This is a genomic window from Pedobacter suwonensis (assembly GCF_044762335.1).
Lineage (GTDB): Bacteria > Bacteroidota > Bacteroidia > Sphingobacteriales > Sphingobacteriaceae > Pedobacter.
The window spans coordinates 303,600-328,699 of sequence record NZ_JBIWEB010000005.1 but is presented as its reverse complement, the minus strand read 5'-3'; the positions used below and the strand labels follow the sequence as shown (position 1 = coordinate 328,699).

Here is a 25,100-nt window from a genome sequence, read left to right as displayed (position 1 = left end):
TAAATTTATACATGTTCAGATCCGCTTCTGTAAGCTGCACCCCCAAAAGGTTAAGACCAGCAGTGGAAATCTTTTCCAGCTAACAATTTATCAATACATGCAGTCAAAAGCTTTCAATTTTCCAGAGGTAACCTTGCTGGTTACCCATTTTAACAGGCCTGCCTCCCTTGCCAGATTACTTTCCTCTTTCGCGTCGCTAGGTTGCAAATTTGGTGAAATTGTTGTGTCTGATGATTGCAGTACAGCCGAAAACCTGTTACTTGTTAAAAAACTCCAGCCTGAATTTGGTTTTAAGCTCATTACTACGCCAAAAAATGCCGGACTAGGGAATAATATTAATAAAGGACAGCGGAACGCAACACTTCCCCTTACGCTTTATGTACAGGAAGATTTTGTTCCACTCGAACTGTTTCCGGAGAAACTCTCTGCATCAATCGGTTTTATGCAGAATGACCCCACCCTGGATATTGTTCGGTTTTATGCCTATCAGCGTTTTCCTTTTCTGAAACCATTTGCTGAAGGTTTCTCTGAAATGCATTTTAATCCTAAAGATATTCTGAGTACCTATAATAAATTCTACCTGTACAGTGACCATCCACACCTGAGGAGAAGTGATTTCCTAATCAAGTTTGGCGATTATAAGGAAGGGGTTAATGTAGAAAAGGCAGAATACAGCATGATGATGTCGTTTCTTAAACGTAAGGGTAAAGGATTGTTCTATGAAGACTTTCAGGGTCTTTTTGAGCAAAAAAACTCGAGTGAAGAACCCAGTACCTTTAAACGGAACTGGAAGCGGCATCCCACCAATATGATGATCAGGGTGGCCAGGCACCTTTACAGGCACATAAAATTTAACCTGAACTATTATTTTTAAAGTTGCGCAGCGCTTAGCTTTTGATTAACGCGACTTTACGACTAAATTACCACAAAACCTCTGGCTGGCATCAGCATAAAAAATGAAAATAGCTACAAATAACCTGTGACATGCTAAGGAAATTAATTGTTAAAATTTTAGGCTTATATACAAAAATCAGGCATTATAACGTTCCTGCGAATTACCGCTATTTCTTCAGGGACACCTATCTATGCCAGGTGATCCAGTGGAAATACCTGATCAGCGATTATGTAATTAAAAAACCCTACAAAAAAATATCCTTTAGCGGGGAGTTTACTCCTGACCTGGCCTTTGCACTGCCATTTGCCTACTGGCATTTCAAAAACGGCACCCTATTGCAAACAGAAGGGGCAAAATATACCTCCGAGCTGTATTTTTTTTCGCCTGAACACCTTGAAACATTTGATTCCAGAACTACGCCTGGAAACTATAATTTTGAAACACCCCGGATTCTTTACAGCCAAAACTACAACATGCGTAAGTGGGCACAAGTTCCCTTAAAAGAGATGTATGGCAATGACATTTATCGTTATAACAAACCTATCCTGATTATTGCCAACCGCTATAATATGGAATGGGACGGTCCGCCGATCAGTTTTTTAAGCATTCCACTTTTAGACGAACTGATCAACAGCTATAAATCTGAATACCAGATTATTTACAATAGACCCAGACCTGAAAATATTACGAATGACAACAGCGATATTTACGACTTAAATGAATACGACTGGATTGAGCAGCAGCACCCTGAAGTGCTCTTAATGGAAAACATGTTTAAACAAAACCTGGGCAAAGCGAGAAACTTTAACCATTTCCAGCTGATGGTATATGCAAATGCGGAACATTTTATATCCACACACGGGGGAACAGGTGCATTGGCCAGCTATTTTGGCGGCGTAAATATCCTTTTATCTAAAAAAGGCCCGGAACACTATTTTGGTTGTTTTACAAAACTCTACCCTAAATTCTCAAATGCAGCGGTATACCATGCCAAAAGTGATCAGGACGTACTTGAACTGGCAGCAACACATCTGAAAAGAAAACCATTATCCCCAAATCAGGCTTAAATGAGTGGAACAAAAAATAACTATTGGATTAAATCCGGGATCATCAATATCCTTCAGAACTTTTCGGGCACGCTGATCAACCTTGCGATATTCTTCGTACTGGTAAGACTTCTTACAAAAAATGATTATGGTGTGTGGGGAATATTTTTGCAAACGGTAACGATCCTGGAAATTATCCGTAACGGACTTATTCAGAGTGCATTGATCAAATTTATGTCGGGGTCTGAAAAAAAAGAACATTCAGATATCTTTTCTGCAACCCTTACCATTAGTGGAAGCCTTACGGTTCTTTGCATTTTATTGAACCTGATTTTTGCAGGTTATCTTTCCAGATTGCTCAAAGCACCGGAACTAGAACCCATGTTTCACTTGTATAACATTGTATTTATTTTTTCCGGAATCCTGACCCAGTTTAATTGCATTGAGCAGGCCAACTTTAAATATACGGGTGTTCTCTTCAGCGGTTTGGCAAGACAGTCCGTATTATGCTTATTCTTGTTCGTATGCCTTTTTTTCGGCATCAAGACCAACCTGATGACACTGGTGTATGTACAGATTTTAGCTGTACTGGTTAGCATCGCCATCTCCTGGGCCTATGTAAAAAACTTCATCAGCTTCTCTTACCGGTTTAGTAAAAACTGGATCAGCCGGATATTCCATTATGGCAAGTATGCATTTGCTACCTCGGTTAGTTCCATTCTTTCTGGTACGATAGATCAGTGGATGCTTGCAGGCATCATTTCCCCGGCTGCCTCCGGCTCATTCAATATTGCAGTGAGAATTGGTAATCTGATCGATATTCCGACCAATGCTGTAGCCACTATTGTGTTTCCGCAAAGTTCTAAACGCATAGAAACGGAAGGAAAGGAAGCCATTAAATACCTGTATGAGAAGTCGGTTGGTACCATTCTGGCCATGGTAATCCCCGCAATCATTTTCATCTATCTGTTTGATGGGATGATTATTAAGCTTTTGGCCGGAGATAAGTATGCCGATACTGTTCCTATACTCAACATCACCTTACTTTATTGCATATTCGGTCCGTTTGGGCGACAATTTGGGGTAATTATCGATTCCATCGGAAAAACAAGGGTTACTTTTATCATTGTAATTGTTAATACCTGCGTAATTCTGACACTGAATTATTTCCTCATCCACCGGTACGGGGTAATCGGTGCTGCATATGCTACCCTTATTGCTAACATTTTCGGTTTTAGCATATCTCAGGTTATTTTGTGGAGAGAATTAAAGGTAAATGCGCTCAACGCATTTGTATATGCCTATCGCTTTTACCCTGAATTCATCAATAAATATATTTTAAAAAAGGCAGATTTATGATCGGAGTTAAATTTATCGGGAGGCTTGGAAACCAGATTTTCCAGTATGCTTTCTTTCAGTATTTAAAAGCAAACAACAAAGGAAAATCGTTTTTTTTTGTAAATCCGCATCATGCTTACCTGACCAAATATTTTGACCTGGGGACATTCGATAACCTGACCTTATCTTCAAAGCTCTATTCGGTATATACCCGCATGTTGCCCAAAGTATTGAAATTTAACGAGATTTACATTGAAAGTATCCAGGTTCCGCGGCCGGTAGAAGTGAAAGAACGCACCATCTACAAGGGCTTCTTCCAAACCGATTTTTATGTCAGGAATATTCCAGGAGGATTCAACATTAAGCTTAAAAAGCAATTCACCGATCTTTTTGAAGCGGAATTCGGACCTGTTTTCCGGACGAATAAAACGATTGTTGTCCATATCCGGCGAACGGATTACCTGAACTATGGCAAAAGAGACATCTCCCTGCCGATGTCTTATTTCAAAACGAGACTGGATGCCCTTGGCGATACTAAAAACTGTATCGTTTATTTTGTGAGTGATGATATTGAGTATGTAAAGACCTACTTTGGTGAACAGCCAAACTATATATTCTCATCAAATAATGAGATTACTGATTTTCAGATTATAAAAAATGCTGACATCGCCATTATTTCCAACAGTAGTTTTGCCTGGTGGGCCGCTTATCTTTCAGATAAAAACAATACGGTATATGCACCAAAAAACTGGTTAGGTTTCCGCATTGGGAAGGAGCATCCAAAAAGGGTGATGACAGATAAATTTATATGGTGCGACGTTTTTGATCAGCCCTAATTTTAACCATAAGGGATGAGGATACTTCATATTACAGCTTATATTACCGGTGGGGCAGGAATTGCTGTTATGCGTCTTCATCAGGCGCTTTTAGAACAGGGCATCGAATCTGAAGTGCTTTGTATGCATGCCCTCAATGAAAATCTTTTACCTGGAGTGTATAAGACCGATCAAAAAAGGCCGTTTACCAACCGTGTAACGAGGAAACTGGGCATAGACAGAAATACGAGAATTACGGAAGGACAAACAGGAAAGTATGAAATATTTAGCTTTCCTTTTTCGCATTACCGGTTGGAACAGGATGACCGGGTAAAACGTGCTGATCTTATCCACCTCCACTGGATATCGGATTTTGTAGATGTCCCGACCTTTTTTAAAGCCATAAAAAAACCGATGGTTTGGACCGCTCACGACCTGAACCCGATATTAGGTGGTTTTCATTATGAACAGGACGTGTTGCGTAATCCCAATTTCAAAAATGCAGAAGATTTGCTTCAGAGAACAAAACATGAAAGCATTCGTTCTTCCGGCATCAGGTTTATTGCGAGCAGTACGCTTACGCTGCAAAAAATCCAACAATATCTTCCTGGCGTAAAATGCGATCAGATTCCTTGTGTGCTTGATATTGCCGGTTTCAGACGAATTGACAAAACTATTTCCAGGGAAGCCCTTAATATCCCGGCAGATTCACTGATACTTGGAACGGGTGCTGATGATCTTGAAAATTACAGAAAAGGTTATTGGCTTTTGCTTGAGGCGATTGGTGGCTTAGAAGCCGATGAAAAAAAGTTCATTACCATTTTAACTTTTGGGGCAATCAGGGCAAAAGTTACAACGAACAATGAGCACGCCATCAATATCATCCGCTTTGAACCTGTGCACGATAAAAGATTTCACTCACTGATTTACAGTGCAATGGATTTTTTCATTAATCCATCACTGGAGGAAACGTTTGGACTTACCGGCACCGAAGCTATACTGTGTGGCACACCGCTGATTGCATCAGCAACAGGGGGAATGATTGATTATACTGAGCCTGGCTTAAGTGGCTATTTATTTGATCCGGGTGATGTAGCTGAACTGCGGAAACTGATCAGACAAGCAATTATTTCAAAAAAAGAAAAAGCGGCAACTTTAAACAGCTGCAGGGAGCGCCTTCTTGAGTGGTACAAACGCAATGATCCGATTAGTAAACATATCAATCTGTACAAGGAAATGTTGTCTTAAAAAAAGTTAATTTTTACCTTTTTTTTCGGGATAAAACTCAGCGATCAGACTGCCCAGTTCTGCCATACGCCTTGCCCAGGTATTATCGGCAGCAATTGACAACCTGAATGCTTTAGCTTCCTCGTTATCATTTTCAAGATAAAAAGAAATGGCTGCAGAAAACTCATTAGCATTGTGGCAATAGCGCACAGAATCAAAGGTAAACTCCAGAAGATCCATATTAAAATCTGTAGACACCACTGGTTTACCGGTTCCCAGGTACTCAAATAATTTAAGCGGAAAGATTGTTGCACTCACTTCATCCTTTTTAAAAGGAACCATTGCAATATCGAATCCTTTTACCACCGCCGGCATCTCATCATAGCGCACACTTTCGCGAAAATAAACGTTATGCATTTCTTCAAACTCCTGAGGAACAAATTCCCGGGCGGTAGGCCCAACCAGTACAAAGCTTTTATCCGGGTTCATCTTAGCGACCTTTATCAACAGATCAAAATCGATACGGCGTTCGATTGCACCTAAATAACCGATAACCGGTTTCGGGATATCAGATACGGAAGGGTGGATGAGCAGGTTCGGATCCAGCGCCCGTGAGGAAACCGTCAAATCGGCTGCATTAGGAATAAAAAAGGTCAGCTTTTTCTTTTTAATTTTGTCGCGATAAAGTGCTTTGCTTGTGCAGATTACAAGATCGCTGTTTTTGATGAGCAAATCTTCGGATACAAATCCATGGCGTTCATCATAAGCCGTAATAATAGGGTCTACACAATGGTAAATCTTCAGTATTGCCCCGGAAAGCATTTTAGAAACACCGGGATAGTGGAAATTAAACGAATTGATAAAAATAAATTCATCAACGCCCCGCTCTGCCATAACCCGGTTAATCCTGGCTGAAATCATGCGTTCGTTCCACCGCAACAACCAACGATAAATACGCCCTTCGGGCAAAAAGTTAAGAGAAAGTAACAATGGCAAGATTAAAATCTTTAAACCGGGAAATCCTGTATCAAGAATTCCTTTTGCGCCTTTCTTAAAATGTGGAATTCTTAAAGCAATGTCTGATTGTTGATTTCTTTTGAAGTAATCTTTAAGCGTATACGGAAAATCAACATAATATACGTCGTTGTTTTCTGCCAGAAATTTGGCGGTATGATAACTGGTGGATTCAAATTTCCAATCAAACCTGGTGGCCCCCAATATTACAATTACCTTGTCCTTTAGTTCCATAGTATGTATTCTTAGCAAAAGTTATTGCCTTTTCCAGATAGATGAAATCCGTTGCGCAACCCTGGAAGGCCAGTCTTTATCCATAAAAGGCTTTTCGAAACATAGAAAAAATACGGCACTCAAGGCCAGTACAACCGGAAGAAACAGGGCCAGCTGCAAGAGCAGATTAATGGTATAATCACGCGTGAAGGTTACATATTTGCTCAACCGGATAAAAAACTCGGCAAAGGGAAGATGAATAAGATATATGGTATAACACATTCCACCGATGGCCATCACCCACCTGTTGGTAATCAGCCGGTTAATCAGGTTTCCTTTAAATGCAGCAATAAAAAAAACAAAAAGACAAATCACCACCGCCAGTCTGTTAATGAACTCAAAACCCCAGCTCCATAAACCAATAAGCCCTGCAAGAGCGAGTATAGCTACAATATCATAAAATTTGCTTTTTTTAATTGAAGCCCAATCGCAGATATAAAGATCAGCCAGCATAAAACCGATTAGGAAATAGTGAAGATGACCTAAGATTGAAAGACTAAACGGTGGCAGGTACCACTTAAAATACTGCTGGAGCAACATCAGCACCAGGATAAAGCCAATGTTCAGTCCGCGTCTGATACCTTTTTTAGGTATTTTAAAGAAAAAATAGGAAAGAAATGGCGCAAGAATATAAAACTGGATTTCGATTTCGAGGGTCCAGGTTGGGGGATTGAAGGGAGACCAGACACCATAAAAAATAGCATGGGTATAGGTGATATTGGCAAAATAATGCGGAAGATATTCAAAAAAAGACACATGGCGCTGAAATACATAAACCAGAAAGAAAATACTGATCCAGAAAATATAAGGTGGTTCAAGCCGGGTAAGCCTTCTCCAGAAATATTGCCTGATACCTATTTTCTTTCCGCTGGCCAGGTGGTATGAAGCAAATGGGAGCGCCAGGATAAACCCGCTGATTACAAAAAAAATGTAAACACCTAAGAACCCCCTGTAAGCCAGAAAATAGGCAAATGTATCTGCTTTGGGATGGATAAAATCGATCGTGGTATTCCGCTCAAAACGCTCGTTCAAATGCTGTATAAGCACCGGAAGGATCGCAAAAAATCTAAGTCCATCAATCTCGCTGATGAGCTTCCTTCCGGAGGTGACCCTGGCCAGTTTATCGGGTATGGATTGCAGAAATTTATACATTATTCTTACTTTTCTTATATCCTTTGATAAAACCATATATAAAAAATACAGCTGCTGGTATGACCAAAAGTCCTAGTGGCATATTGAAATTAGTTAATTTTTTGAGATTTCTATTTTTTTTCCATCCAAACTATTGGCCATCAATACAAATGACCATGACATGTAAAGAATGATTACTGAAGGGAAACCATTCATTACTTCATTGCCATAACTACAAAAAAACAGCCCGGCGGTACCGGATGTTAGCGCAATGCATTTTACTTTGAGTCCCTTATCCTGAATGTTCCAAACCGTTCCGCAACACTTTCCAAGCATATACATAATCAGTGAAAACCATATCACAAGCCCCACAGGTCCGTACATTACCCAAATCTTAACCCAATAACTATCTGGCGGAATATTTGATAAATATTTTTCTGAATTAAATTTAATCCCGTTCAATCCGATACTTCCCACCCCTGCACCGAAGGGTTTGTTCTTCATCAATTCTTTCAGCGTGGCCTGATTGATCAGCCTGGCATTAAAGGAATCGTTTTCAGGGTCAACAGCGGTACGTAGCCTAACAATCTGGTAATTCCCACTTCCGATAGTGGTATATTTGAGAAAACCAAACATGGCAACAACGAAGAAAAGCCCCGAAAAGAGCACCTTAAAATTTTTACTCAGTGACATGGCAAAGATGCTGGCCACTACAAACGCAAAAAAAGCTCCCCTGGTGCCGGAAATTAGCATTCCGTAAAAGAGTATTAATCCGGAAATCCATAATAAGATCTTCTTCCATCTTTTGAAAGGGCCTAAGGCCATCACTATTGTGATTGCAGACATTGCGGCCTGAGAAGCACCAAACTGGCCTGCATCGGTATAAAATGAAAATACCCGGAGCCTGCCATCAATAATATGGGTGGTTGCCCCTCCTTCATCAAGCCACCGTTGCTCACCGGCAGAAACCCCTATATAATATTGTTTGATTCCATAAAGTGTACCTAAAACCGACAGGGAGATGATCATTATAAAAAAAACATCAAGGTCGCGTTTACTCTTAAACAATAAGAAGCCGATAGGGGCAATTAGCAACCAGTTGAAAGCTGTAAAACGTACTTCATTTAGCCAACCCAGCAAACTGGCCCCTTCCGGATTAACCAATTCCAGAATGTTAATTGAAAACCAGATGAGCGCGATGATAATATGATCATTATGGATCTCTTTCCAGTCGATTTTCTTATAATTAACGAGCAGCGAAAGCCAGGTAGCGCCGAGCAGAACTTCCATTAGGGGCCCAAAAGGCAATCCCGTATTTTTCAGCAAGCCCGCAATAAAGAAACAGTATACGAGATAAACGAGAAAACCAACTTTTGGATTGGAAAATAATGCAATCGTAAATACAATGCCTCCTGCAAAAAGCAGTGCCAGGAAAACGGCATAATATTCGAGCTTAACGGTGAGTAAAGCTGAACCGACAGCAAATGATAGCATAGCAATAAGAATTACCAGCTTTTTTTTCATCTCATATGATAGGTTGGACCACATCATCTGCTGTTATTTTTGAGGCTGTGCCTGGTTGCCACATTTGGCTTACTAGAGAAGACAGATTTGGCTAAGGATATAAATTGATAAAATATAAATTTAGGAATAAAAACCAGCGCCCTGCGAATTTTTTTATCGGTTGTTTTGCTTAAAACCGGAATTAAAAAGCTAATTACATAAATAATCAGGGAAAGGAAAATTACCAGTGCCAATAGCTGGGTGGTAAATAGGCTAATGACCATTAACAAAACAGCCAGTGATAAGAATATAAACAGTGGCGGCCTTAAAAGCACAGTACCAAAGATAAGCTGATTAAGATTAGCGCCTGCCACACCTTGATAAAGAATTCCAAACCCAAATTTGAAGTACTTAAACCAGGTAGCGATCCAACGCGATCGTTGGCTGACCAACTGCTTCGGAGCGGAGGTTTTCTGATCATAAACAATGGCGTCCTGGGCAAAAGCAATTCTTTCGCCACCAGCAATCAAACGGGCCTGAAGCACTTTATCAAATCCGGCACCCTTGATATCAATATCTTTTAGCATTCGTATGTAGAGCTGCGAATCAAACGCCATACCTGAGCCCGCAAGCGTTGCAGATGATCCAAGTTCAAAGATCACTTTCCCGTCATAAAAATGGTAATAAATATCCCTTGCCGCGTCCAGGCAGGCAATTGTAGTCTCCAGGTTTTTAGCTGATCTAAGTCCCTGTACAGCATGGAACCCCAGCCCGAAATACTTGTTTAACTCATTAATCAATTGCGGATGAGCGAGGTTATCGCTATCCATGATCAAAATTGTTTGATGTTGATGCCTGAAATGCTCAATGGCATAAAAGTGAGAGGCCGTATTGCTGGCTAAAACATTTCCGGGAAACAAAACGTCAACACGATCATCGGTAAAAATAAGCGCCTCAGATGGCTTACAGTTATCCGCAACCACATAAATATGAAAATTTAAATAGTCCATATCCAGAAGGGATTTGACCGCATCGGCTACAAAATCTACCTGCTCATAAGCCGTTACAATAATTCCATAATCCCTGTTGGTTGTACCCGGATTTAAAGATTTTACTGGTTTGGCGGAAAACTTCCAGCATAAAAACAGCACCATCGGAAAAAGAAGATGGAAGCAAATAATGATTCCCAGAATGTATAATATCCATTGCCAGATCACAAACCCGTCCATTATCCTTTTGTCTTAAAAAACTCCAGTCCGCCCGAACCCGTTTCGGCCATATTAAGTATCCATCCCCTAAAAATCCCGGTTTCTTTAAGCATAGCAAGATATGCCTTTTTATCTTCGTTGATTGATTCTCCTGATTTGAACACCGCTACGGCGTTATGGGAAAAGGAAAGCCATTCTCTCACGAGGCTGCTATCATTGATAGCGGCAACATCGATAATAATCAGGTCGTATATTGTTTTTGCCCTATCCAGCTGTTGATTGATCTGTTGAGCACTGGAAAGTTCCAAAAGAGATCCTTCTTTGCCACGGTTGCTTAACACCGAAATCATTTCTATCGGTTCCTGCTGCCCAACTTGTTCTCTTCCCTGTAAAAAATCCTCCACATATTGTCCAGCCCGGGCCTGACCTAGCGAGGGATGTGTAAAATTCCCATCTATCAACAATACCTTTCTATTTGTTTTTTCCCATGACCTTGCAAGGCACCTTGCAAAAAAGCTTTTCCCTTCAGAAGGCCCAAAGCTGGAAATAACGATCACCTTATCCTGCATGGCCGACTCCAGCTCATATCGGATGGAACGTATGCTGGCCCAAAAATCATGATGTGCCGGATCCTCCCATGAGCTATTCAGCGATTCAAGCGGAGCCGGGAGTTTTGGTATCGTACCGAGTACAGGCACCGACGTTTTCGCCGCCAGTGTTTTCGCATCAAGTATTCGGTTATCGGTAATGAAAACGATAAATAATGCCAAAAGACAGAAAACAAGACTCACAAAACCACTGAGCACCATCAGCGGAAATTTCTTCGAAGGCTGTGCAAGTCCGCCAACGCCCATCTGGACAATATTCATCTTGGATTCAACCCCGGATTCGAGGTTACTCTGATTGTATTTGTTTAGGATATCCAGATACTCCTTGCTGGCGATATCCACACTCATCTCCAGGGTCTGTACCTCTGCTTCCTGTGGAACTAAATTCTCAAAATCCCTGGTCAGTGAATTAATTTTATTTTCAAGAGAGTTTATTCCGTACCGGGATATATCCATCTGTATTTCCAGATTGATTTTTTGACTGACCAGTTCCTGTTTAGCACTCAGGGGATTGTTGATGTACTGATCAGAAGATTTGTTAATCTGTTCAGTAAGCTTATTTCTAAGGGAATCATAACTGTTTTTATACCTTTCGTCAAGGTCGTTTTTAAGATAGAGATCGTAAAGGCTGCTTAGTTCTGCCTTAGTTTCCACCAATCCCTGGTTTACTTTAGAGAGTCTGGATTCGATATAGCTCCGTTCTTTGGGATTGAACTTTGCATCAATCTCATTAAGCGCACCAGCGTATGCAGCAGTCTTCTCAATGGCTTCCTGCTTTTTGGTATCATAATCCAGGATTAAAGAATACAACTGCTTAGACTGTTCTGTGAGATTTAAGACCTTGTTTTTGATTTTATAATTTTTCAGTCTGGCCATTCGTGCGGCAAGGGTATCTGTCTTTTCTCTGAGCATATTCCTCAAAAAATTGTTTGCCTTACCCTGCGAAGCTTTGGTGAGCGAAGTATAACCTTTAATGAATTCTGAAGACAGGGTATTTACAATATACGCTGCCAGCTCCGGGCTTTCGGCTTCAGATTGTACGGTAATGAAATCGCTTTCTCCGGAACGGAATACAGATATTTTGCTTTTAAGGGCATCGGCATCGTAATTCATTGATTTGAGCACCCTTGTAAGCCCCTCCTCATCAGGAACGTTGAGATCAAGTTCCTCATTATTTTCATATTTTTTACGATATATCTCAATGGCATGGGCAACAGCGTCTTTATTCAGCGTTTCAACCAGGTCACTTTTGGGTTTAAAAGGTTTATTGGTGGTTAGATCGTGTATCATTAACAAGTAGGATACTTGATTGAGTACCCTTTTCATACGGATCATCTCAATGAGATTGCTAAACTGCTGACGCACCTGTTCACCCTGGACCGCCTCAATAATTACCGACTGTTGCTGTGTTTCATCCACAATCCCAGTTGAAATCTGGGCCTGGGATATATAGGAACTTTTCAGGTTCCGCACTAAAAATGTAGTGATGATAATGGTAATCAAAGGGACCAATATCAATGCCAGACGATAGCGTTTGACAAGTTTCAAAAATTTATATCCTTCAGCCATTATTTTATTTCTTCCAACTTTTTAACCGTTAATTCTTCGAGTGAAATTTTTGCATTGAGGTAGCTGGCTTCCATCTGCAGTTTGGCCTGCAGGGCATTGCTCAAGGAATTCGACGCGCTGTTGTATTCTGCAAAGGTTATCTCGGCCTTTTGATACTTGATTTTCATGTTTTCAAAATTACTCTGTGCCGTGAGATACATATCATTAACCGGTGCCAGCGATTTTTGAAACTGAAGAAGTGTAACATATCTGGATTTTACCTGTGCCTCCAGCTCAAGAAAATACTCTGCCTGGTTAGACTGGGCAATTCTTAACTGTTCTTTTGCTTTTTTAATCTGGCTTGGCTTGGTTAACAGAGAGCCGGGGTTGATGGAAATACCAAACTGATATCCTGTAAGCAGATCAGCAGTCTGCAGATCTACCACGGTATTGGCTGTTGCCTGGTTTGAGCGGGCGACGTACTGAAAGGACAGCGGCTCCAGCCACGAAAGTCGCGCCCCGGAAAGGTCGCTTTTGGCTATATTGATCTGGTTATTAAGAGCACCTACCCTTGGATAGTTGGCTTTAGCCGCCGCAACAAGTTTCTCCATATATAAATAAGAAACTTCGCTTAAAATACTTTCTTGAGCGAGAACGCTGTTTAACTTAAGCAGGGTGCAGATAAAAAACACCATTAACGGCTTGAGTTGGTTTCTAATCATAAAACGATTGCAGTAAAGATCAAATATATGGTTATGATTTAAATTATGCTAATATTGTAAAGATAACCATAATTAAGATCTGTAATGAAATCACTCTTAAAAGTAGTAAAGGGTAATGAAAAGCTAAAAAAAATTGTGCACTGGATGATGATCCCTACCGGTGAGGCCCGTCCAAGAATATGGGTAAGCCTTTTTTTAAATCCTTTCTTTCATAAAAAAGGTAAGAATAGCCGCATCAGGTCTAGAACAAGGCTGGATGTTTTACCATTTAACAGTTTTGAAATGGGCGATGACTCCATCATAGAGGATTTTTGTACAATCAACAACGGGGTTGGCGCGGTCTACATTGGCAACAGGACGCTGATCGGAATGAGTAACGTAATTATCGGACCGGTACATGTTGGTGATGATGTCATTATCGCCCAAAATGTAGTGATCAGCGGCCTTAATCATTCCTACCAGGACATTGATCTTCCTATCTCTAAACAACCCGTAGTTACATCGTCAGTTAAAATTGGTAATGGCAGCTGGATTGCAGCCAATGCGGTTATAACAGCCGGAGTGACGATAGGAGCACATGTGGTAATTGCGGCAGGTGCAGTTGTAACCAAAGATGTTCCGGATTTTTGTGTAGCAGCAGGTAATCCGGCAAAAGTGATCAAGAAATACCATCCCGAAACTGGGTTATGGTCCAGAATAAGTTAAGCTATCAGCCCTATTGTGATGGCGCTAAATCCTGGCTGACCGAAAACCAGAAGGTTGCCGGTGTTATTAATTTGAGAATTATCAATAATTTGAGCTAAATATATAATAGTTTGGAAATTAGCTTTTAACTTTGCAAGTTAAAAATCAACAAACTATTAATCCAAGTTTATGATAAAAATGTTACGTTTTCAGATAATCGTCGTATTATCGCTTTTTATCTTTAAAAATGCTTTTGCCCAGTTCCCTTATGTAGAAAGTTTCCGTAACTCCACCTCAAAAGGAATAATCTTTGGCGGTGCACCATCTGCTTTTTTGACCGCTGGTGGTAGTGCTTACAATACGGCTACCTCCAGCCATACAGGCACGCCTCTGGACCCAAATGGAGATGGATATTTGAGGTTGACAAGCAACGTTCAAAATCAGAAAGGCTATGTCATCAATACCACCAACTTCCCTTCGGGTAATGGTCTTAAAGTTGCCTTTGAATATTATATTTATGGTGGCACAGGTGCCGATGGAATCAGCTTCTTTCTTTTCGATGCAAATGCCAATCCATTTGTTATCGGCGGATTCGGCGGTTCGCTCGGATATGCACAGATTACGACAACTACCCCAATCTCTCCCGGAGTAAGTAACGGCTATCTCGCCATCGGCCTTGACGAATACGGAAACTTTTCCAATCCAACTGAAGGCAGGCAGGGAGGCATAGGATTTAGGCCTGGCTCGATAACCCTAAGGGGCAGGGGAAATGGTGCGGCACTAACCTCCGGTAATTACAGCTATCTGACCAGTGCTGAAATGAATCAATTTGGGTTCCCACTCGTAGGAGACGGCGGACAACGTCAACCTGATTCTACCAATACGGGATATAGGAGAGTTTATATGGATCTTGCCCCACAACCTGCCGGAGGCTTTAATATAACGGTAAGGGTTACACGTGGTGGAGCAAAGCCAATTACCACCACAGTTATTGATAACTTTTATTATGCTGAAGCTGCGCCAGATAATCTCCGTTATGGATTTGCATCATCTACAGGCGACCTGACTAACTTTCACGAGATCAGACAAGTAACTATTGATGCGCACAACCAGACTGGTTTAATAGATCCAGTAGCCAAAAATGATGCCTTAACGCTATGTCAGGGTAATCAGGCCGTGATAGATGTAACTGCTAATGATACAACCGCGAACCCGAGTGCTGTATTGAATAAATCAACAATTGACCTTGACCCTAACCAGAATGGGATACAGACCAGCTATACCGTCTCCGGAAAAGGAACTTTCTCAGTAAATTCTCAGGGCAGCGTGCAATTCATCCCTGAACCGAATCTCTCTGGTACGGTATCTGCGTCCTACACGATAAAAGATTCGTACGGAAGAACATCTAATCCGGCGACCATTTCATTAACCTATGTTGCTGCACCAAACCAGCCAGATGCGGGAATTGACCAACTGCTTAATATTGCTACCCCTACCACAACCTACACGCTACAGGGAAATAGTGCGGGTACCAACAGTGGTTTATGGACACAGTCTTCAGGGCCAACAGGAGCTGTGTTGGTAAATCCCCAACAGCCAAATGCAATTATAAACAACTTAACCGGTGGCATTTACACATTCAAATGGACCCTTACTTCTCCGGGCGGATGTCAACTTTCAGATGAAGTTAAGCTGATTGTGAACCATATACCTGTAGCCGTTAATGATACAGTAACCACAAGTAAAGATACGAATATACCGATAAGCGTACTTAGCAATGATACTGATGCCGATGGCAATTACACGATCAATGCCTCATCCATCAGTATCAAAAGTCAGCCTTTACATGGAACACTTGTTGTTGATCCGGTGAGCGGTATTGTAAACTACAGGCCGGCAGCCAATTATAGCGGCTATGATTCATTTGTATATACTGTAAAAGATAATTATGGTGCCGAATCCAATACGGCAATTGTAAATATCGCTGTAAATATCAAACCTGTAGGCACAGCAGATATCGCGAATACGGTAACTGATTTGCCGGTAGTTATACATGTGATGGATAATGACCCTGGTAAAGCAGGGTCAATTGTCATCAAAAAAACAGATCCCCTAAAAGGCACTGTGGTACTCAATACTGATGGAACTTTCACTTATTCACCTAATGCCGGCTTTAGTGGAAAAGACAGCTTTACTTACATCTTACAGAACAAAGACGGGTTACAGTCTGATCCGATCACGGTAACGGTAAATGTGAAACCCTTGGGTAATCCTGATGCGGCCTCTACTGTTACAGGAACTCCCATCACTATAGCGGTAAAGGAAAATGACCCCTCTAAAACGGGTACCACAACGCCTATACAGACTCCGCCAACAAATGGCAGTATCAGTTTTGATGCCTCAGGGAACCCGATTTACACCCCAAATCCGGGCTTTTCGGGAAAAGATAACTTCACCTATACGCTTAAAACTGTTGACGGACTCTCATCAGATCCCATCAGTGTAACCGTTTCTGTAAAACCTTTAGGTTCCGCAGATGCCTATATCACTCCTTTTAACCGCTCAGTTGAAATGCCGGTAAAGGATAATGATGCCAGCAAAAGCGGCACCAGCGTGGTATGGGTAACAGCCCCTAAAAATGGCAATGTAAGCGTAAGCACAACCACCGGACTACCTGTTTACACGCCTAATGCAGGCTTTAGCGGTCAGGATGTTTTCACTTACATCTTAAGAACTGTTGACGGCATTGATTCAGACCCAATTGCCGTAACAGTAACCGTGAACCCACCGGTTGTGATCAATGCGCCAAATATCAGCGTAGAAACCCCGGTAAATGGACCGAAATTAATCAATGTTCCAATTTCTTCCGGAGGAAAGGTTACGATAACTGATCCGCCTAAACATGGTACAATAACTTTTGATCCTACTACTGGTCAGCCGATTTACACGCCCAATCCGGGTTATTCAGGCCCTGATGAGTTTACCTATATCATTGTAGATAAAGATGGTACCCCGTCTACTCCAGGTAAGGTTACAATTACGGTACTTATTCCTGGCAAAATCGGATTGGCAAAACGATTAAAATCAACACCGGTTCGAAATCAGGACGGAAGCTATACGGTTAGCTATTCATTCGTGCTGACCAACTTTGGCCAGATAGCGATAAGAGATATTAATGTAACTGACGATCTGTCTGCAACTTTTAGAGGAAACACTTTTGAAGTATTAAAAATCAGCGCAACAGGTGGTCTTTCTGCAAATAACGGTTTCAATGGTTTAGCTGACAAAAACATGCTTACAGGGAGCAATACATTAGCTAAATCTGCTTCGGGCACGATTGATATCGAAGTTAAGGTATCTTTAGATAAGTATGACGGTAGTTTTAGCAACTCGGCTACTGCTGAAGGCTTTTCGGTAAGTGACAACAGCAAAACTACAGACGTTTCTACGGATGGAACTAAACCAGACCCGATCACCGCAGGAGACGTTAGTCCATCGCAACCAACAGTGGTTAACCTGATCAAGGAAGATCTTTTCATCCCGGGAGGTTTTTCTCCAAACAATGATGGCATTAACGATTATTTTGTAGTTGGCAATACCAACGGAAAAAAGATCAACTTAAGCATTTTTAACCGCTGGGGAAATCTGATTTACCAATCGAAAAGTTATCAGAACGACTGGAATGGAAAAACGACTGAAGGTGTCCATGTGGGAGAAGAAGTTCCGGCAGGAACCTATTATTATATTTTGACCATTGATGGAACGGACAGACGTGTGGGCTATATTACAATTAACAGATAAGATGAAAAGATATATTATAATTTTAACCATGTGCCTGCTTTTTACTAAAAGCTGGGGCCAGCAGGACGCTATGTATACGCAATACATGTTCAATACGCTTGCCATAAATCCTGCGTATGCCGGAAGCAGGAACCTGGTATCGGCAACTGCACTTTACCGTAACCAGTGGACAGGAATAGAAGGCGCACCCAGAACAGGAACATTCACTATCGACGCTCCTGTCTTAAATAAAAGATTTGGTGTAGGCCTGCAGGTTTTTAGCGATAAACTAGGTGTTACCCAAACCACAGGTGGTTCTGCAAGCGCAGCCTACCGGATAAGAATGGAAAAAGGAAGCCTGAGCTTTGGTCTGCAAGGTTCCATTAGCCATTACACTGCACGACTTAGCAGTGTTTCATTAAGTTCAAATCCTGGCTACGATCCTGCATTTATGAATGATGCGAGTAAAACGCTGTTTAACTTCGGAACAGGAGTATATTACAATTCGGATAAATTCTACCTTGGCCTAGCTGTGCAAGATTTACTGGGCAATAGCCTTAACAGCAACGCTAACGGGAACAACTTACAAGCCAAGCAGGTGCCGCATCTTTTCGTTACCGCAGGTTATGTCTTTCCTCTCGCTGAAGACTTCAAGCTGAAACCCTCATTTTTAGTTAAAGGCGTAAAAGGTGCCCCTGTGGAAGCTGATTTTAATGCGTCACTATGGATTAAAAATATACTGGCTATCGGAGCAGGTTACCGGACAAATGCAGACATCAGTGCGCTGCTCGAAGTACAGGTTAGTCCTCAGATACGTATTGGTTATAGTTATGACAGAAGCACCACTGAACTGCAAAATTTTAATTCAGGCAGTCATGAGATTATGTTGAGGTACGAATTTGGGTTTGAAAAAAACAAAATATTATCACCAAGATTTTTCTAAGTTATGAAATTTGATTTTAAAGTAACGTTGTTAATATACCTAGGCCTTACTCTCGCCCTCTGTACCTCCACATATGCGCAAAACAATCCAAACATCCAGAATGATTTAAATGCGGCACGCAAGAGTTTTAATGGGCTTGAATATGTCTCTACAATCAATAAGGTTAAAAGGGTACTGGCAAAAGATTCAACCAATTTAGAGGCGCTGGACATGCTGGCCTACAGCTACAAAATGATTAAAAATTACCCCGGAGCGTTGAAAACATACCGGAAGTTAACCTCACAACCGGCTATGAAGAATGAGTGGGCGTTATATTATGCCGAAAGCTTAGCCAACAACCAGCAGTATGAAGAATCAGAACGGTGGTATAGAAAATACCTCTCATTAGTACCTGCAGATAAAAGAGCAGCGGCTTTTGCATCTACAAACCTGGCCAAGATCAATAAAAATTCAAATCACTGGAAGATAGGTTTTTTAAATATTAATACGCAGGCTTCCGAATATGCTCCGACTTTCTACAAAGAAGGTCTTATGTTTACCAGTAACCGGCAATCGGAAAATTTTTCTAAACATATCTTTAAATGGGACAATACGCCATTTAGCAAGCTCTATTATGTTAATAAACTTTCAGACTTAAAGGTAATTAACCAGGACAGTTTAATTAATTCGCAAAGTTCTGCAGATAAACAGAAAATCAGGTATAATGATGATGATACACCAGAAACCAGTAATGATAACAACGTTTTGTCTGCCTATACCAGTGCGATAGAAAGAGATACCTTAAACCTGATTTATGGTCAGCATAAAATGGTCAAAAAACTAGGTGGAGTATTTAACAACAAATATCACACTGCGGCAGCGGCTGTGTTTCCTGACGGTTCCATCATTTTTACCGGTAATAACTATTTAAACGGAAAAACCTCCAAGAGCAATGATGGTACTATAAAACTGAAACTTTACACAGCTTATGGACCTAATCTCAGTGCAACCAAAGAATTTCCTTATAATAGCAATGAGTATTCTACCGGCCACCCGGCATTAACTCCTGACGGGAATATTCTTGTTTTTGCTTCTGACCGTCCAGGCGGCTTTGGGGGTACAGATTTATATTACTGTGTAAAATCTGGCCGTGGCGAATGGACCAGCCCCATTAACATGGGTAAGCTGATCAATACGGAAGGGAATGAAATGTTCCCAAGTTTTGATCATGACGGGAATTTGATTTTCTCATCAACCGGAATTGCCGGTTTTGGAGGACTGGACCTATTCCAGGTGCCGCTTAAAGAAATGAAACCGACAACCGCGCCCGTTAACATGGGTGCTCCTTTAAACTCATCTAAAGATGACTTTGCGCTTATTTTAACTCCAGACGGCAAGAAAGGCTATTTCAGCTCTAACCGGGAAGGAAACGACAACATTTACGAGTTTAAAAGATCTACCTACAAAATTATTTTGCAAGGAACCCTTACAGACGCAAGAACTCGGATTCCCCTGGCCGGAGGCCGGATCCTCATGCACCACCTTGATGGCACTGATACCATCAAAACAGATAACCAGGGACGCTTTAAAAGAGAGTTGCCTGCAGAGACAGACTATGAGGTTACAGCTCAAAAACTTGGCTATATCAACAATATCCAGTTTACCACGTCAGTAGGGATACAAAAGGATTCTGTAATCAATCTCGACATCAGATTGAACAGAACAGAAAGCGCTCAACAGTATGTGCTAAACCATTGCGATTCATTGAAAAAAGTTTTCTCCGTAAAAAATATATATTATGATTTAGATAGATCAGAAATAAGGCCTGATGCCAGGGGCGCGTTGAACGAACTGGTAGAACTGATGAGAAAATACCCTGAAATTACGATCATTACTTCCAGCCATTGCGATAGCAGGGCATCAGAAGAATACAACAGAAACCTGTCGTTAAGACGTGGTGAAGCTGCCAAACAATACCTGGTTGCGCGTGGTATCCAATCGGATCGGATCAAGGTGGAATACTATGGAAAAACCCGGTTAGTTAATCGCTGTTACGATGGCGTTAACTGTTCAGAGGAAGACCAGCAACTTAACAGACGGACAGAATTTGACGTGATTCTAAATGGCGTTAATATCACCAGGGAGAACTGTTCGGATAGATAGAAATGAGGCAGGTTGCTTACCCGTAAATATTAAATGAGTTAAAAAAGTATATCAGAAATGATATGCTTTTTTAGTTTAACAACAATTGCAACCGTTTTGAAAGACTTATACATTTTCCTTTTGCTTCATCGCAGCGAATGTTGCAATAAGGATGGCCAGATCTAGTCTTAAAGAATATTTTCTGGCATAAAAATTATCAAGTTTTTTACGCTCCCGTTCAGACATTTCTCCTTTACCCCTTCTGCTCACCTGCCATAGACCCGTAAGCCCTGCCGGCGCAAGGAAACGTAAAGCCCATTCATCGGATGTCAGCGACTTTGCTTCGTAAAGCGGCAAAGGCCTGTTTCCTACAAGAGACATATCTCCTTTTATTACATTGAAAAGCTGAGGCAACTCATCTAAACTGTATCTGCGTAAAAAGGCGCCAACCTTTGTAACCCTCGGATCATTCTTTATCTTAATAAAAGTAGGCGAAGAACCTTCAGTAGGTACGTACTGGTTAAGTGCTGAAAGGTTGGCCAAATCGTTACTACTTTCGTGACGCATAGAGCGGAATTTAAAAAAATCGAATATTTTATAACCCGCTCCCACGCGTTTGCTCCTGTATATGATCGGTCCTCTGGATTCTATGCGGATTAGAAGCGCGATTAAGCTAAATACAGGAATCAGCAATAGAAAAACAAAGCATGATATACACAGGTCGAAAATCCGTTTTTTTATTGGGAATTGCGCTGTTATTCTGATTGCAGCTGAATCGCTTACCCGGGGCTGAAAAGCACGTAACCTGATCAGGAATTTAATCCTGTTGCAAAGATCATTAACCGGAATTGGCGCAATATAGAGATCACCAACATTAAGCATCAAAGCAATCTGCGATAACTTTGGACTGCCCGAGGCCGATAAAAATATAATCACGATCTCCCTAAGCAACGTGTTTAGCTTTAGTTTCTCTACAAACCTAAAACATTCACCGTCCCCATCCACTTCTATCAATATCGCATCCGGAAGACTCAGCAGGGTCTGCTTTGAAATATACTCTCCAAGAGTCGCAATATCTTTATGCGTTTCCACTTTAAAATGGCGTTGCAATTCAGGAAGGAGTTGGGTGAGAAATTCCTTCCCAGCATAAATAATGCGCGTGTAATCATTAACAACTATCCCATTTCCTTTATCATCAGTTGACTGCATGGCTTGCTAGTATATTACTCATAGCCATTTCCAGATCGAGCGGATTGAAGGGCTTGGAAAAGTATGCATCAACTTTAAAAGGTATGGCGCTTATCTGCGTTGAGAGATCTTTGATTCCGGAAAGAACGATAATCGGTATATGCCTGTAGAGCCCACTGATCTTAAGATTACTGATGAGTTCGGACCCGCTCATATACGGCATATTGATTTCTGAGATAATGATATCTGGCATGTTTCCCTTATGCAACCACTGCATGGCTTCAACTGGTCCTGATTGCATCGAAAGATCATAACGACCTTTTAAAATCACCCCTAAAAGGTTTAGCATGTGAATTTCTGTATCAATCACCAAAATTTTCTTTAGTTCCATGTTGTTAGTCTAGATTAAAACAAATCTAACCAGAACCTGTAGAAGAAAAAATACATTTTTACTGATTTTTCACATTTTTTGACATAGATCAAAAAGAATATCCGATTCCTAAATGAAAATTTGAAAAAGACATTAATTTATTAATTCGTTAACATATTCAGTCATCAAATTAAACGGAAAATATGGGGGGTAATTCTGCTTTGAGAAGTAAATTTGATTACCTTTTGACGAGAATATTGCTATTTTATGCGGCAATAATCCAATCAAATACAAATTATAATCTACCATCAACCAAATCGCGCCTGATAAACGATTTGGTATCGAAAATAATTGATCCTTTTGCTTTTAAAGCAGCATAATCAATCTGCAGGAATTGTTGGTGCGCCACAGCTAAAATAATTGCATCATAGTGATTGAAATCATCAGATTGAATCAGCTGGATATTATACTCAGTCTTCACTTCAGCTACATTGGCCCATGGATCATATACATCTACCTCCATACTAAAAGATCTGAGTTCTTTATAAATGTCAATCACCCTCGTATTTCTGGTATCCGGGCAATTCTCTTTAAAAGCAAAACCTAATATGAGGGCTTTGGCTGCGTTAATTACTTTATTTCTTGCCACTAACATTTTAATCACTTTGTTGGCAACAAACATACCCATATTGTCGTTTACTCTGCGTCCGGACAGAATTACTTCTGGTTTATACCCCAACGCTTCTGACTTATGCACCAAATAATAGGGATCAACACCAATACAATGACCACCGACTAAACCTGGTTTATAGTTAAGAAAATTCCATTTGGTAGCAGCAGCAGCCAATACATCAGCTGTATCAATATCCATGCGATCGAAAATCAGGGCCAGTTCATTAACAAATGAAATATTGACATCACGTTGTGCATTTTCTATGGCTTTTGAAGCTTCTGCAACCTTAATGCTAGGCGCAAGATGCGTACCGGCAGTAATGATAGAAGTGTAAAGCTGATCAATTTCAGCAGCAATTGCGGGGGTGGAACCCGATGTAACTTTTTTTATCTTCGTAAGGGTATTGACTTTATCACCAGGATTTATCCGCTCTGGCGAATAACCACAGAAAAAATTAATATTAAATTTTAATCCTGATTGCTCTTCTAAAACCGGCACGCAGTCTTCTTCGGTACAACCCGGGTAAACGGTAGACTCATAAATTACAATATCACCTTCTTTGAGAATTTTACCCAACATTTTACTGGCCCCAAGTAATGGCTGTAGATCCGGCCGTTTAAGGTGATCTATAGGTGTTGGTACAGTGACGATAAAAACAGCACAAGCTGTCAAATCTTCCAGGCTTGCACTCAATGTTAAGCCAAATTCTGATGAGGAAAGTACAGCTTTCAGATCATTTAAATTTGCTTCGTGAGTGTGGTCTTTCAGTTGCTTTAGATCTTCAACACGACTTTTGTTAATATCAAAACCAACTACTTTATATTTCTTTGCGAATTCGATAGCAAGCGGGAGCCCAACATAACCTAAACCTATAATCGCAATTCGCTTTTTTATATTCATTTTTTCTTTGGTGACCGGGACAAAGATAAGATAAATCGCGAAAGCTTTAATTGCCGCTTACTTAATGCTGAAAATTGCGAACCAATAAAAAAACCTGGAAAAAAGACCCTTTTATAGTAGCTCGGGCTACATTATTTCCGATCTGATAGAAATTCAGGATGATATGGGAGTAAAAATAAAATCGCTGATGAATGCTTTCCGATTCATCAGCGATCAACTATAATAATAAGATAATAAACTACTTAATCTGTTTAAGTAAATAGCTTCCGTAACCGCTTTTTACCAGTGGAGTAGCAATGGTTCTAAGCTGTTCTGCATCGATGAAACCCATACGATAAGCAATTTCTTCAATACACCCGATTTTTAAGCCCTGGCGTTCTTCGATAATTTGTACAAATTGCCCTGCCTGCATTAATGAAGTAAAGGTTCCGGTATCTAACCAGGCCGTTCCACGGCTCAATACGCCAACTTTTAATTTGCCTCGCTCCAGATATACTTTGTTCACATCAGTAATTTCATATTCACCACGCGGAGAAGGCTTAACATTCTTTGCAATTTGCACTACCTCATTATCATAAAAATACAAGCCAGGTACGGCATAATCAGATTTAGGTTGAGTAGGTTTTTCTTCGATAGATATGGCCTTTTTATTTGCATCAAACTCTACTACGCCATAGCGTTCAGGGTCTGATACCTGATAAGCAAACACCACTCCTCCATCCGGATCAGAACTGGCTTGTAATAATTTGGCCATCCCATCACCATGGAAAATATTGTCACCTAAAACCAAAGCCACTTTATCCGTACCAATAAATTCTTCACCAATTACAAAAGCCTGAGCTAAACCATTTGGTTCTGCCTGCACAGCATAACTAAATTTACAGCCTAAATTTGCGCCATCACCTAATAATTTCTCAAAATTTGGGAGATCATGCGGTGTAGAAATGATTAAGATTTCTTTTATCCCTGCTAACATCAGTGTAGATAGAGGATAATAAATCATCGGTTTATCATAAACCGGCATCATTTGTTTACTACAAGCCAAAGTTAAAGGATGCAAACGCGTTCCGCTACCACCAGCTAAGATTATACCTTTCATTAGTATTCGATTTG

19 protein-coding genes are annotated in these 25,100 nt (G+C 40.8%); 9 read left to right on the top strand and 10 right to left on the bottom strand.

What is annotated here, in order from left to right:
• The first annotated feature begins 97 nt into the window (after window positions 1-97).
• From ACIQXP_RS11055 to ACIQXP_RS11035, 5 genes are all read left to right on the top strand, one after another.
• Entirely contained in the window at window positions 98-874 is a 777-nt protein-coding gene (locus tag ACIQXP_RS11055; RefSeq protein WP_387505362.1) for a glycosyltransferase, read from the top strand.
• Between the two features lie 110 nt (window positions 875-984).
• Window positions 985-1,962 carry a hypothetical protein gene (locus tag ACIQXP_RS11050; protein ID WP_387505363.1) on the top strand — a complete coding sequence of 326 codons (978 nt, stop codon included), beginning with the start codon at window positions 985-987 and terminating at the stop codon, window positions 1,960-1,962.
• A complete protein-coding gene (locus tag ACIQXP_RS11045; RefSeq protein WP_293744010.1) occupies window positions 1,963-3,300 on the top strand; it encodes a flippase in 1,338 nt (445 codons plus the stop codon).
• Window positions 3,297-4,115, top strand: coding sequence for an alpha-1,2-fucosyltransferase (locus ACIQXP_RS11040; protein ID WP_293744008.1), 819 nt, complete (start codon window positions 3,297-3,299; stop codon window positions 4,113-4,115). Before ACIQXP_RS11045 ends, ACIQXP_RS11040 begins: the two co-directional genes overlap by 4 nt.
• Window positions 4,116-4,130: 15 nt before the next feature.
• The gene (locus tag ACIQXP_RS11035; RefSeq protein ID WP_387505364.1) at window positions 4,131-5,342 is read left to right on the top strand and encodes a glycosyltransferase; all 1,212 of its coding nucleotides are present in this window, start codon (window positions 4,131-4,133) and stop codon (window positions 5,340-5,342) included.
• A gap of 6 nt (window positions 5,343-5,348) precedes the next feature.
• On the opposite strand, the gene ACIQXP_RS11030 is transcribed toward ACIQXP_RS11035, so the two are convergent.
• The 6 genes from ACIQXP_RS11030 to ACIQXP_RS11005 form a co-directional block, all read right to left on the bottom strand.
• Window positions 5,349-6,569: a glycosyltransferase family protein gene (locus tag ACIQXP_RS11030; protein WP_293744004.1), complete on the bottom strand. Its 1,221-nt coding sequence runs from the start codon at window positions 6,567-6,569 to the stop codon at window positions 5,349-5,351.
• A 21-nt stretch (window positions 6,570-6,590) separates the two neighbouring features.
• Window positions 6,591-7,760 carry an acyltransferase family protein gene (locus ACIQXP_RS11025; RefSeq protein WP_293744002.1) on the bottom strand — a complete coding sequence of 390 codons (1,170 nt, stop codon included), beginning with the start codon at window positions 7,758-7,760 and terminating at the stop codon, window positions 6,591-6,593.
• 93 nt (window positions 7,761-7,853) lie between these two features.
• Window positions 7,854-9,263 (bottom strand): O-antigen ligase family protein, encoded by a 1,410-nt coding sequence (locus ACIQXP_RS11020; RefSeq protein WP_293744000.1) that lies wholly within the window; start codon window positions 9,261-9,263, stop codon window positions 7,854-7,856.
• A 23-nt stretch (window positions 9,264-9,286) separates the two neighbouring features.
• Window positions 9,287-10,471, bottom strand: coding sequence for a glycosyltransferase (locus ACIQXP_RS11015; RefSeq protein WP_293743999.1), 1,185 nt, complete (start codon window positions 10,469-10,471; stop codon window positions 9,287-9,289).
• Window positions 10,471-12,627 carry a GumC family protein gene (locus ACIQXP_RS11010; protein ID WP_387505365.1) on the bottom strand — a complete coding sequence of 719 codons (2,157 nt, stop codon included), beginning with the start codon at window positions 12,625-12,627 and terminating at the stop codon, window positions 10,471-10,473. The genes ACIQXP_RS11015 and ACIQXP_RS11010 overlap by 1 nt, the downstream gene beginning before the upstream one ends.
• Complete coding sequence (locus ACIQXP_RS11005) at window positions 12,627-13,328, bottom strand: TolC family protein (RefSeq protein ID WP_134204576.1); 702 nt, start codon at window positions 13,326-13,328, stop codon at window positions 12,627-12,629. The genes ACIQXP_RS11010 and ACIQXP_RS11005 overlap by 1 nt, the downstream gene beginning before the upstream one ends.
• An 84-nt stretch (window positions 13,329-13,412) precedes the next feature.
• Between ACIQXP_RS11005 and ACIQXP_RS11000 the strand changes: the two genes are divergently transcribed.
• The 4 genes from ACIQXP_RS11000 (at window position 13,413) to ACIQXP_RS10985 (ending at window position 20,877) form a co-directional block, all read left to right on the top strand.
• On the top strand, window positions 13,413-14,033 hold the full coding sequence (locus ACIQXP_RS11000; protein WP_378936346.1) for an acyltransferase: 621 nt from the start codon (window positions 13,413-13,415) through the stop codon (window positions 14,031-14,033).
• Window positions 14,034-14,210: 177 nt separating this feature from the next.
• Window positions 14,211-17,813: an Ig-like domain-containing protein gene (locus ACIQXP_RS10995; RefSeq protein WP_391527767.1), complete on the top strand. Its 3,603-nt coding sequence runs from the start codon at window positions 14,211-14,213 to the stop codon at window positions 17,811-17,813.
• A gap of 1 nt (window position 17,814) precedes the next feature.
• Complete coding sequence (locus tag ACIQXP_RS10990) at window positions 17,815-18,735, top strand: PorP/SprF family type IX secretion system membrane protein (protein ID WP_387505367.1); 921 nt, start codon at window positions 17,815-17,817, stop codon at window positions 18,733-18,735.
• A gap of 3 nt (window positions 18,736-18,738) precedes the next feature.
• Window positions 18,739-20,877, top strand: a complete 2,139-nt coding sequence (locus tag ACIQXP_RS10985) for an OmpA family protein (protein WP_293743991.1) — start codon at window positions 18,739-18,741, stop codon at window positions 20,875-20,877.
• A 105-nt stretch (window positions 20,878-20,982) separates the two neighbouring features.
• Here the strand turns inward: ACIQXP_RS10985 and ACIQXP_RS10980 are convergent, their stop codons facing one another.
• The 4 genes from ACIQXP_RS10980 to rfbA form a co-directional block, all read right to left on the bottom strand.
• Window positions 20,983-22,065, bottom strand: a complete 1,083-nt coding sequence (locus tag ACIQXP_RS10980) for a sugar transferase (protein WP_293743989.1) — start codon at window positions 22,063-22,065, stop codon at window positions 20,983-20,985.
• On the bottom strand, window positions 22,052-22,435 hold the full coding sequence (locus ACIQXP_RS10975) for a response regulator (protein WP_090980831.1): 384 nt from the start codon (window positions 22,433-22,435) through the stop codon (window positions 22,052-22,054). The genes ACIQXP_RS10980 and ACIQXP_RS10975 overlap by 14 nt, the downstream gene beginning before the upstream one ends.
• A 274-nt stretch (window positions 22,436-22,709) precedes the next feature.
• A complete protein-coding gene (locus ACIQXP_RS10970; RefSeq protein WP_293743988.1) occupies window positions 22,710-23,987 on the bottom strand; it encodes a nucleotide sugar dehydrogenase in 1,278 nt (425 codons plus the stop codon).
• Between the two features lie 238 nt (window positions 23,988-24,225).
• On the bottom strand, window positions 24,226-25,086 hold the full coding sequence (gene rfbA, locus ACIQXP_RS10965) for a glucose-1-phosphate thymidylyltransferase RfbA (protein WP_090980834.1): 861 nt from the start codon (window positions 25,084-25,086) through the stop codon (window positions 24,226-24,228).
• Window positions 25,087-25,100 lie beyond the last annotated feature (14 nt).

Excerpts from the sequence above, each read along its gene's own strand:
- ACIQXP_RS11055 (WP_387505362.1), top strand. The coding sequence starts at position 98 with ATGCAGTCAAAAGCTTTCAATTTTCCAGAGGTAACCTTGCTGGTTACC.
- ACIQXP_RS11050 (WP_387505363.1), top strand. The coding sequence starts at position 985 with ATGCTAAGGAAATTAATTGTTAAAATTTTAGGCTTATATACAAAAATC.
- ACIQXP_RS11045 (WP_293744010.1), top strand. The coding sequence starts at position 1,963 with ATGAGTGGAACAAAAAATAACTATTGGATTAAATCCGGGATCATCAAT.
- ACIQXP_RS11040 (WP_293744008.1), top strand. The coding sequence starts at position 3,297 with ATGATCGGAGTTAAATTTATCGGGAGGCTTGGAAACCAGATTTTCCAG.
- ACIQXP_RS11035 (WP_387505364.1), top strand. The coding sequence starts at position 4,131 with ATGAGGATACTTCATATTACAGCTTATATTACCGGTGGGGCAGGAATT.
- ACIQXP_RS11030 (WP_293744004.1), bottom strand. The coding sequence starts at position 6,569 with ATGGAACTAAAGGACAAGGTAATTGTAATATTGGGGGCCACCAGGTTT.
- ACIQXP_RS11025 (WP_293744002.1), bottom strand. The coding sequence starts at position 7,760 with ATGTATAAATTTCTGCAATCCATACCCGATAAACTGGCCAGGGTCACC.
- ACIQXP_RS11020 (WP_293744000.1), bottom strand. The coding sequence starts at position 9,263 with ATGAAAAAAAAGCTGGTAATTCTTATTGCTATGCTATCATTTGCTGTC.
- ACIQXP_RS11015 (WP_293743999.1), bottom strand. The coding sequence starts at position 10,471 with ATGGACGGGTTTGTGATCTGGCAATGGATATTATACATTCTGGGAATC.
- ACIQXP_RS11010 (WP_387505365.1), bottom strand. The coding sequence starts at position 12,627 with ATGGCTGAAGGATATAAATTTTTGAAACTTGTCAAACGCTATCGTCTG.
- ACIQXP_RS11005 (WP_134204576.1), bottom strand. The coding sequence starts at position 13,328 with ATGATTAGAAACCAACTCAAGCCGTTAATGGTGTTTTTTATCTGCACC.
- ACIQXP_RS11000 (WP_378936346.1), top strand. The coding sequence starts at position 13,413 with ATGAAATCACTCTTAAAAGTAGTAAAGGGTAATGAAAAGCTAAAAAAA.
- ACIQXP_RS10995 (WP_391527767.1), top strand. The coding sequence starts at position 14,211 with ATGTTACGTTTTCAGATAATCGTCGTATTATCGCTTTTTATCTTTAAA.
- ACIQXP_RS10990 (WP_387505367.1), top strand. The coding sequence starts at position 17,815 with ATGAAAAGATATATTATAATTTTAACCATGTGCCTGCTTTTTACTAAA.
- ACIQXP_RS10985 (WP_293743991.1), top strand. The coding sequence starts at position 18,739 with ATGAAATTTGATTTTAAAGTAACGTTGTTAATATACCTAGGCCTTACT.
- ACIQXP_RS10980 (WP_293743989.1), bottom strand. The coding sequence starts at position 22,065 with ATGCAGTCAACTGATGATAAAGGAAATGGGATAGTTGTTAATGATTAC.
- ACIQXP_RS10975 (WP_090980831.1), bottom strand. The coding sequence starts at position 22,435 with ATGGAACTAAAGAAAATTTTGGTGATTGATACAGAAATTCACATGCTA.
- ACIQXP_RS10970 (WP_293743988.1), bottom strand. The coding sequence starts at position 23,987 with ATGAATATAAAAAAGCGAATTGCGATTATAGGTTTAGGTTATGTTGGG.
- rfbA (WP_090980834.1), bottom strand. The coding sequence starts at position 25,086 with ATGAAAGGTATAATCTTAGCTGGTGGTAGCGGAACGCGTTTGCATCCT.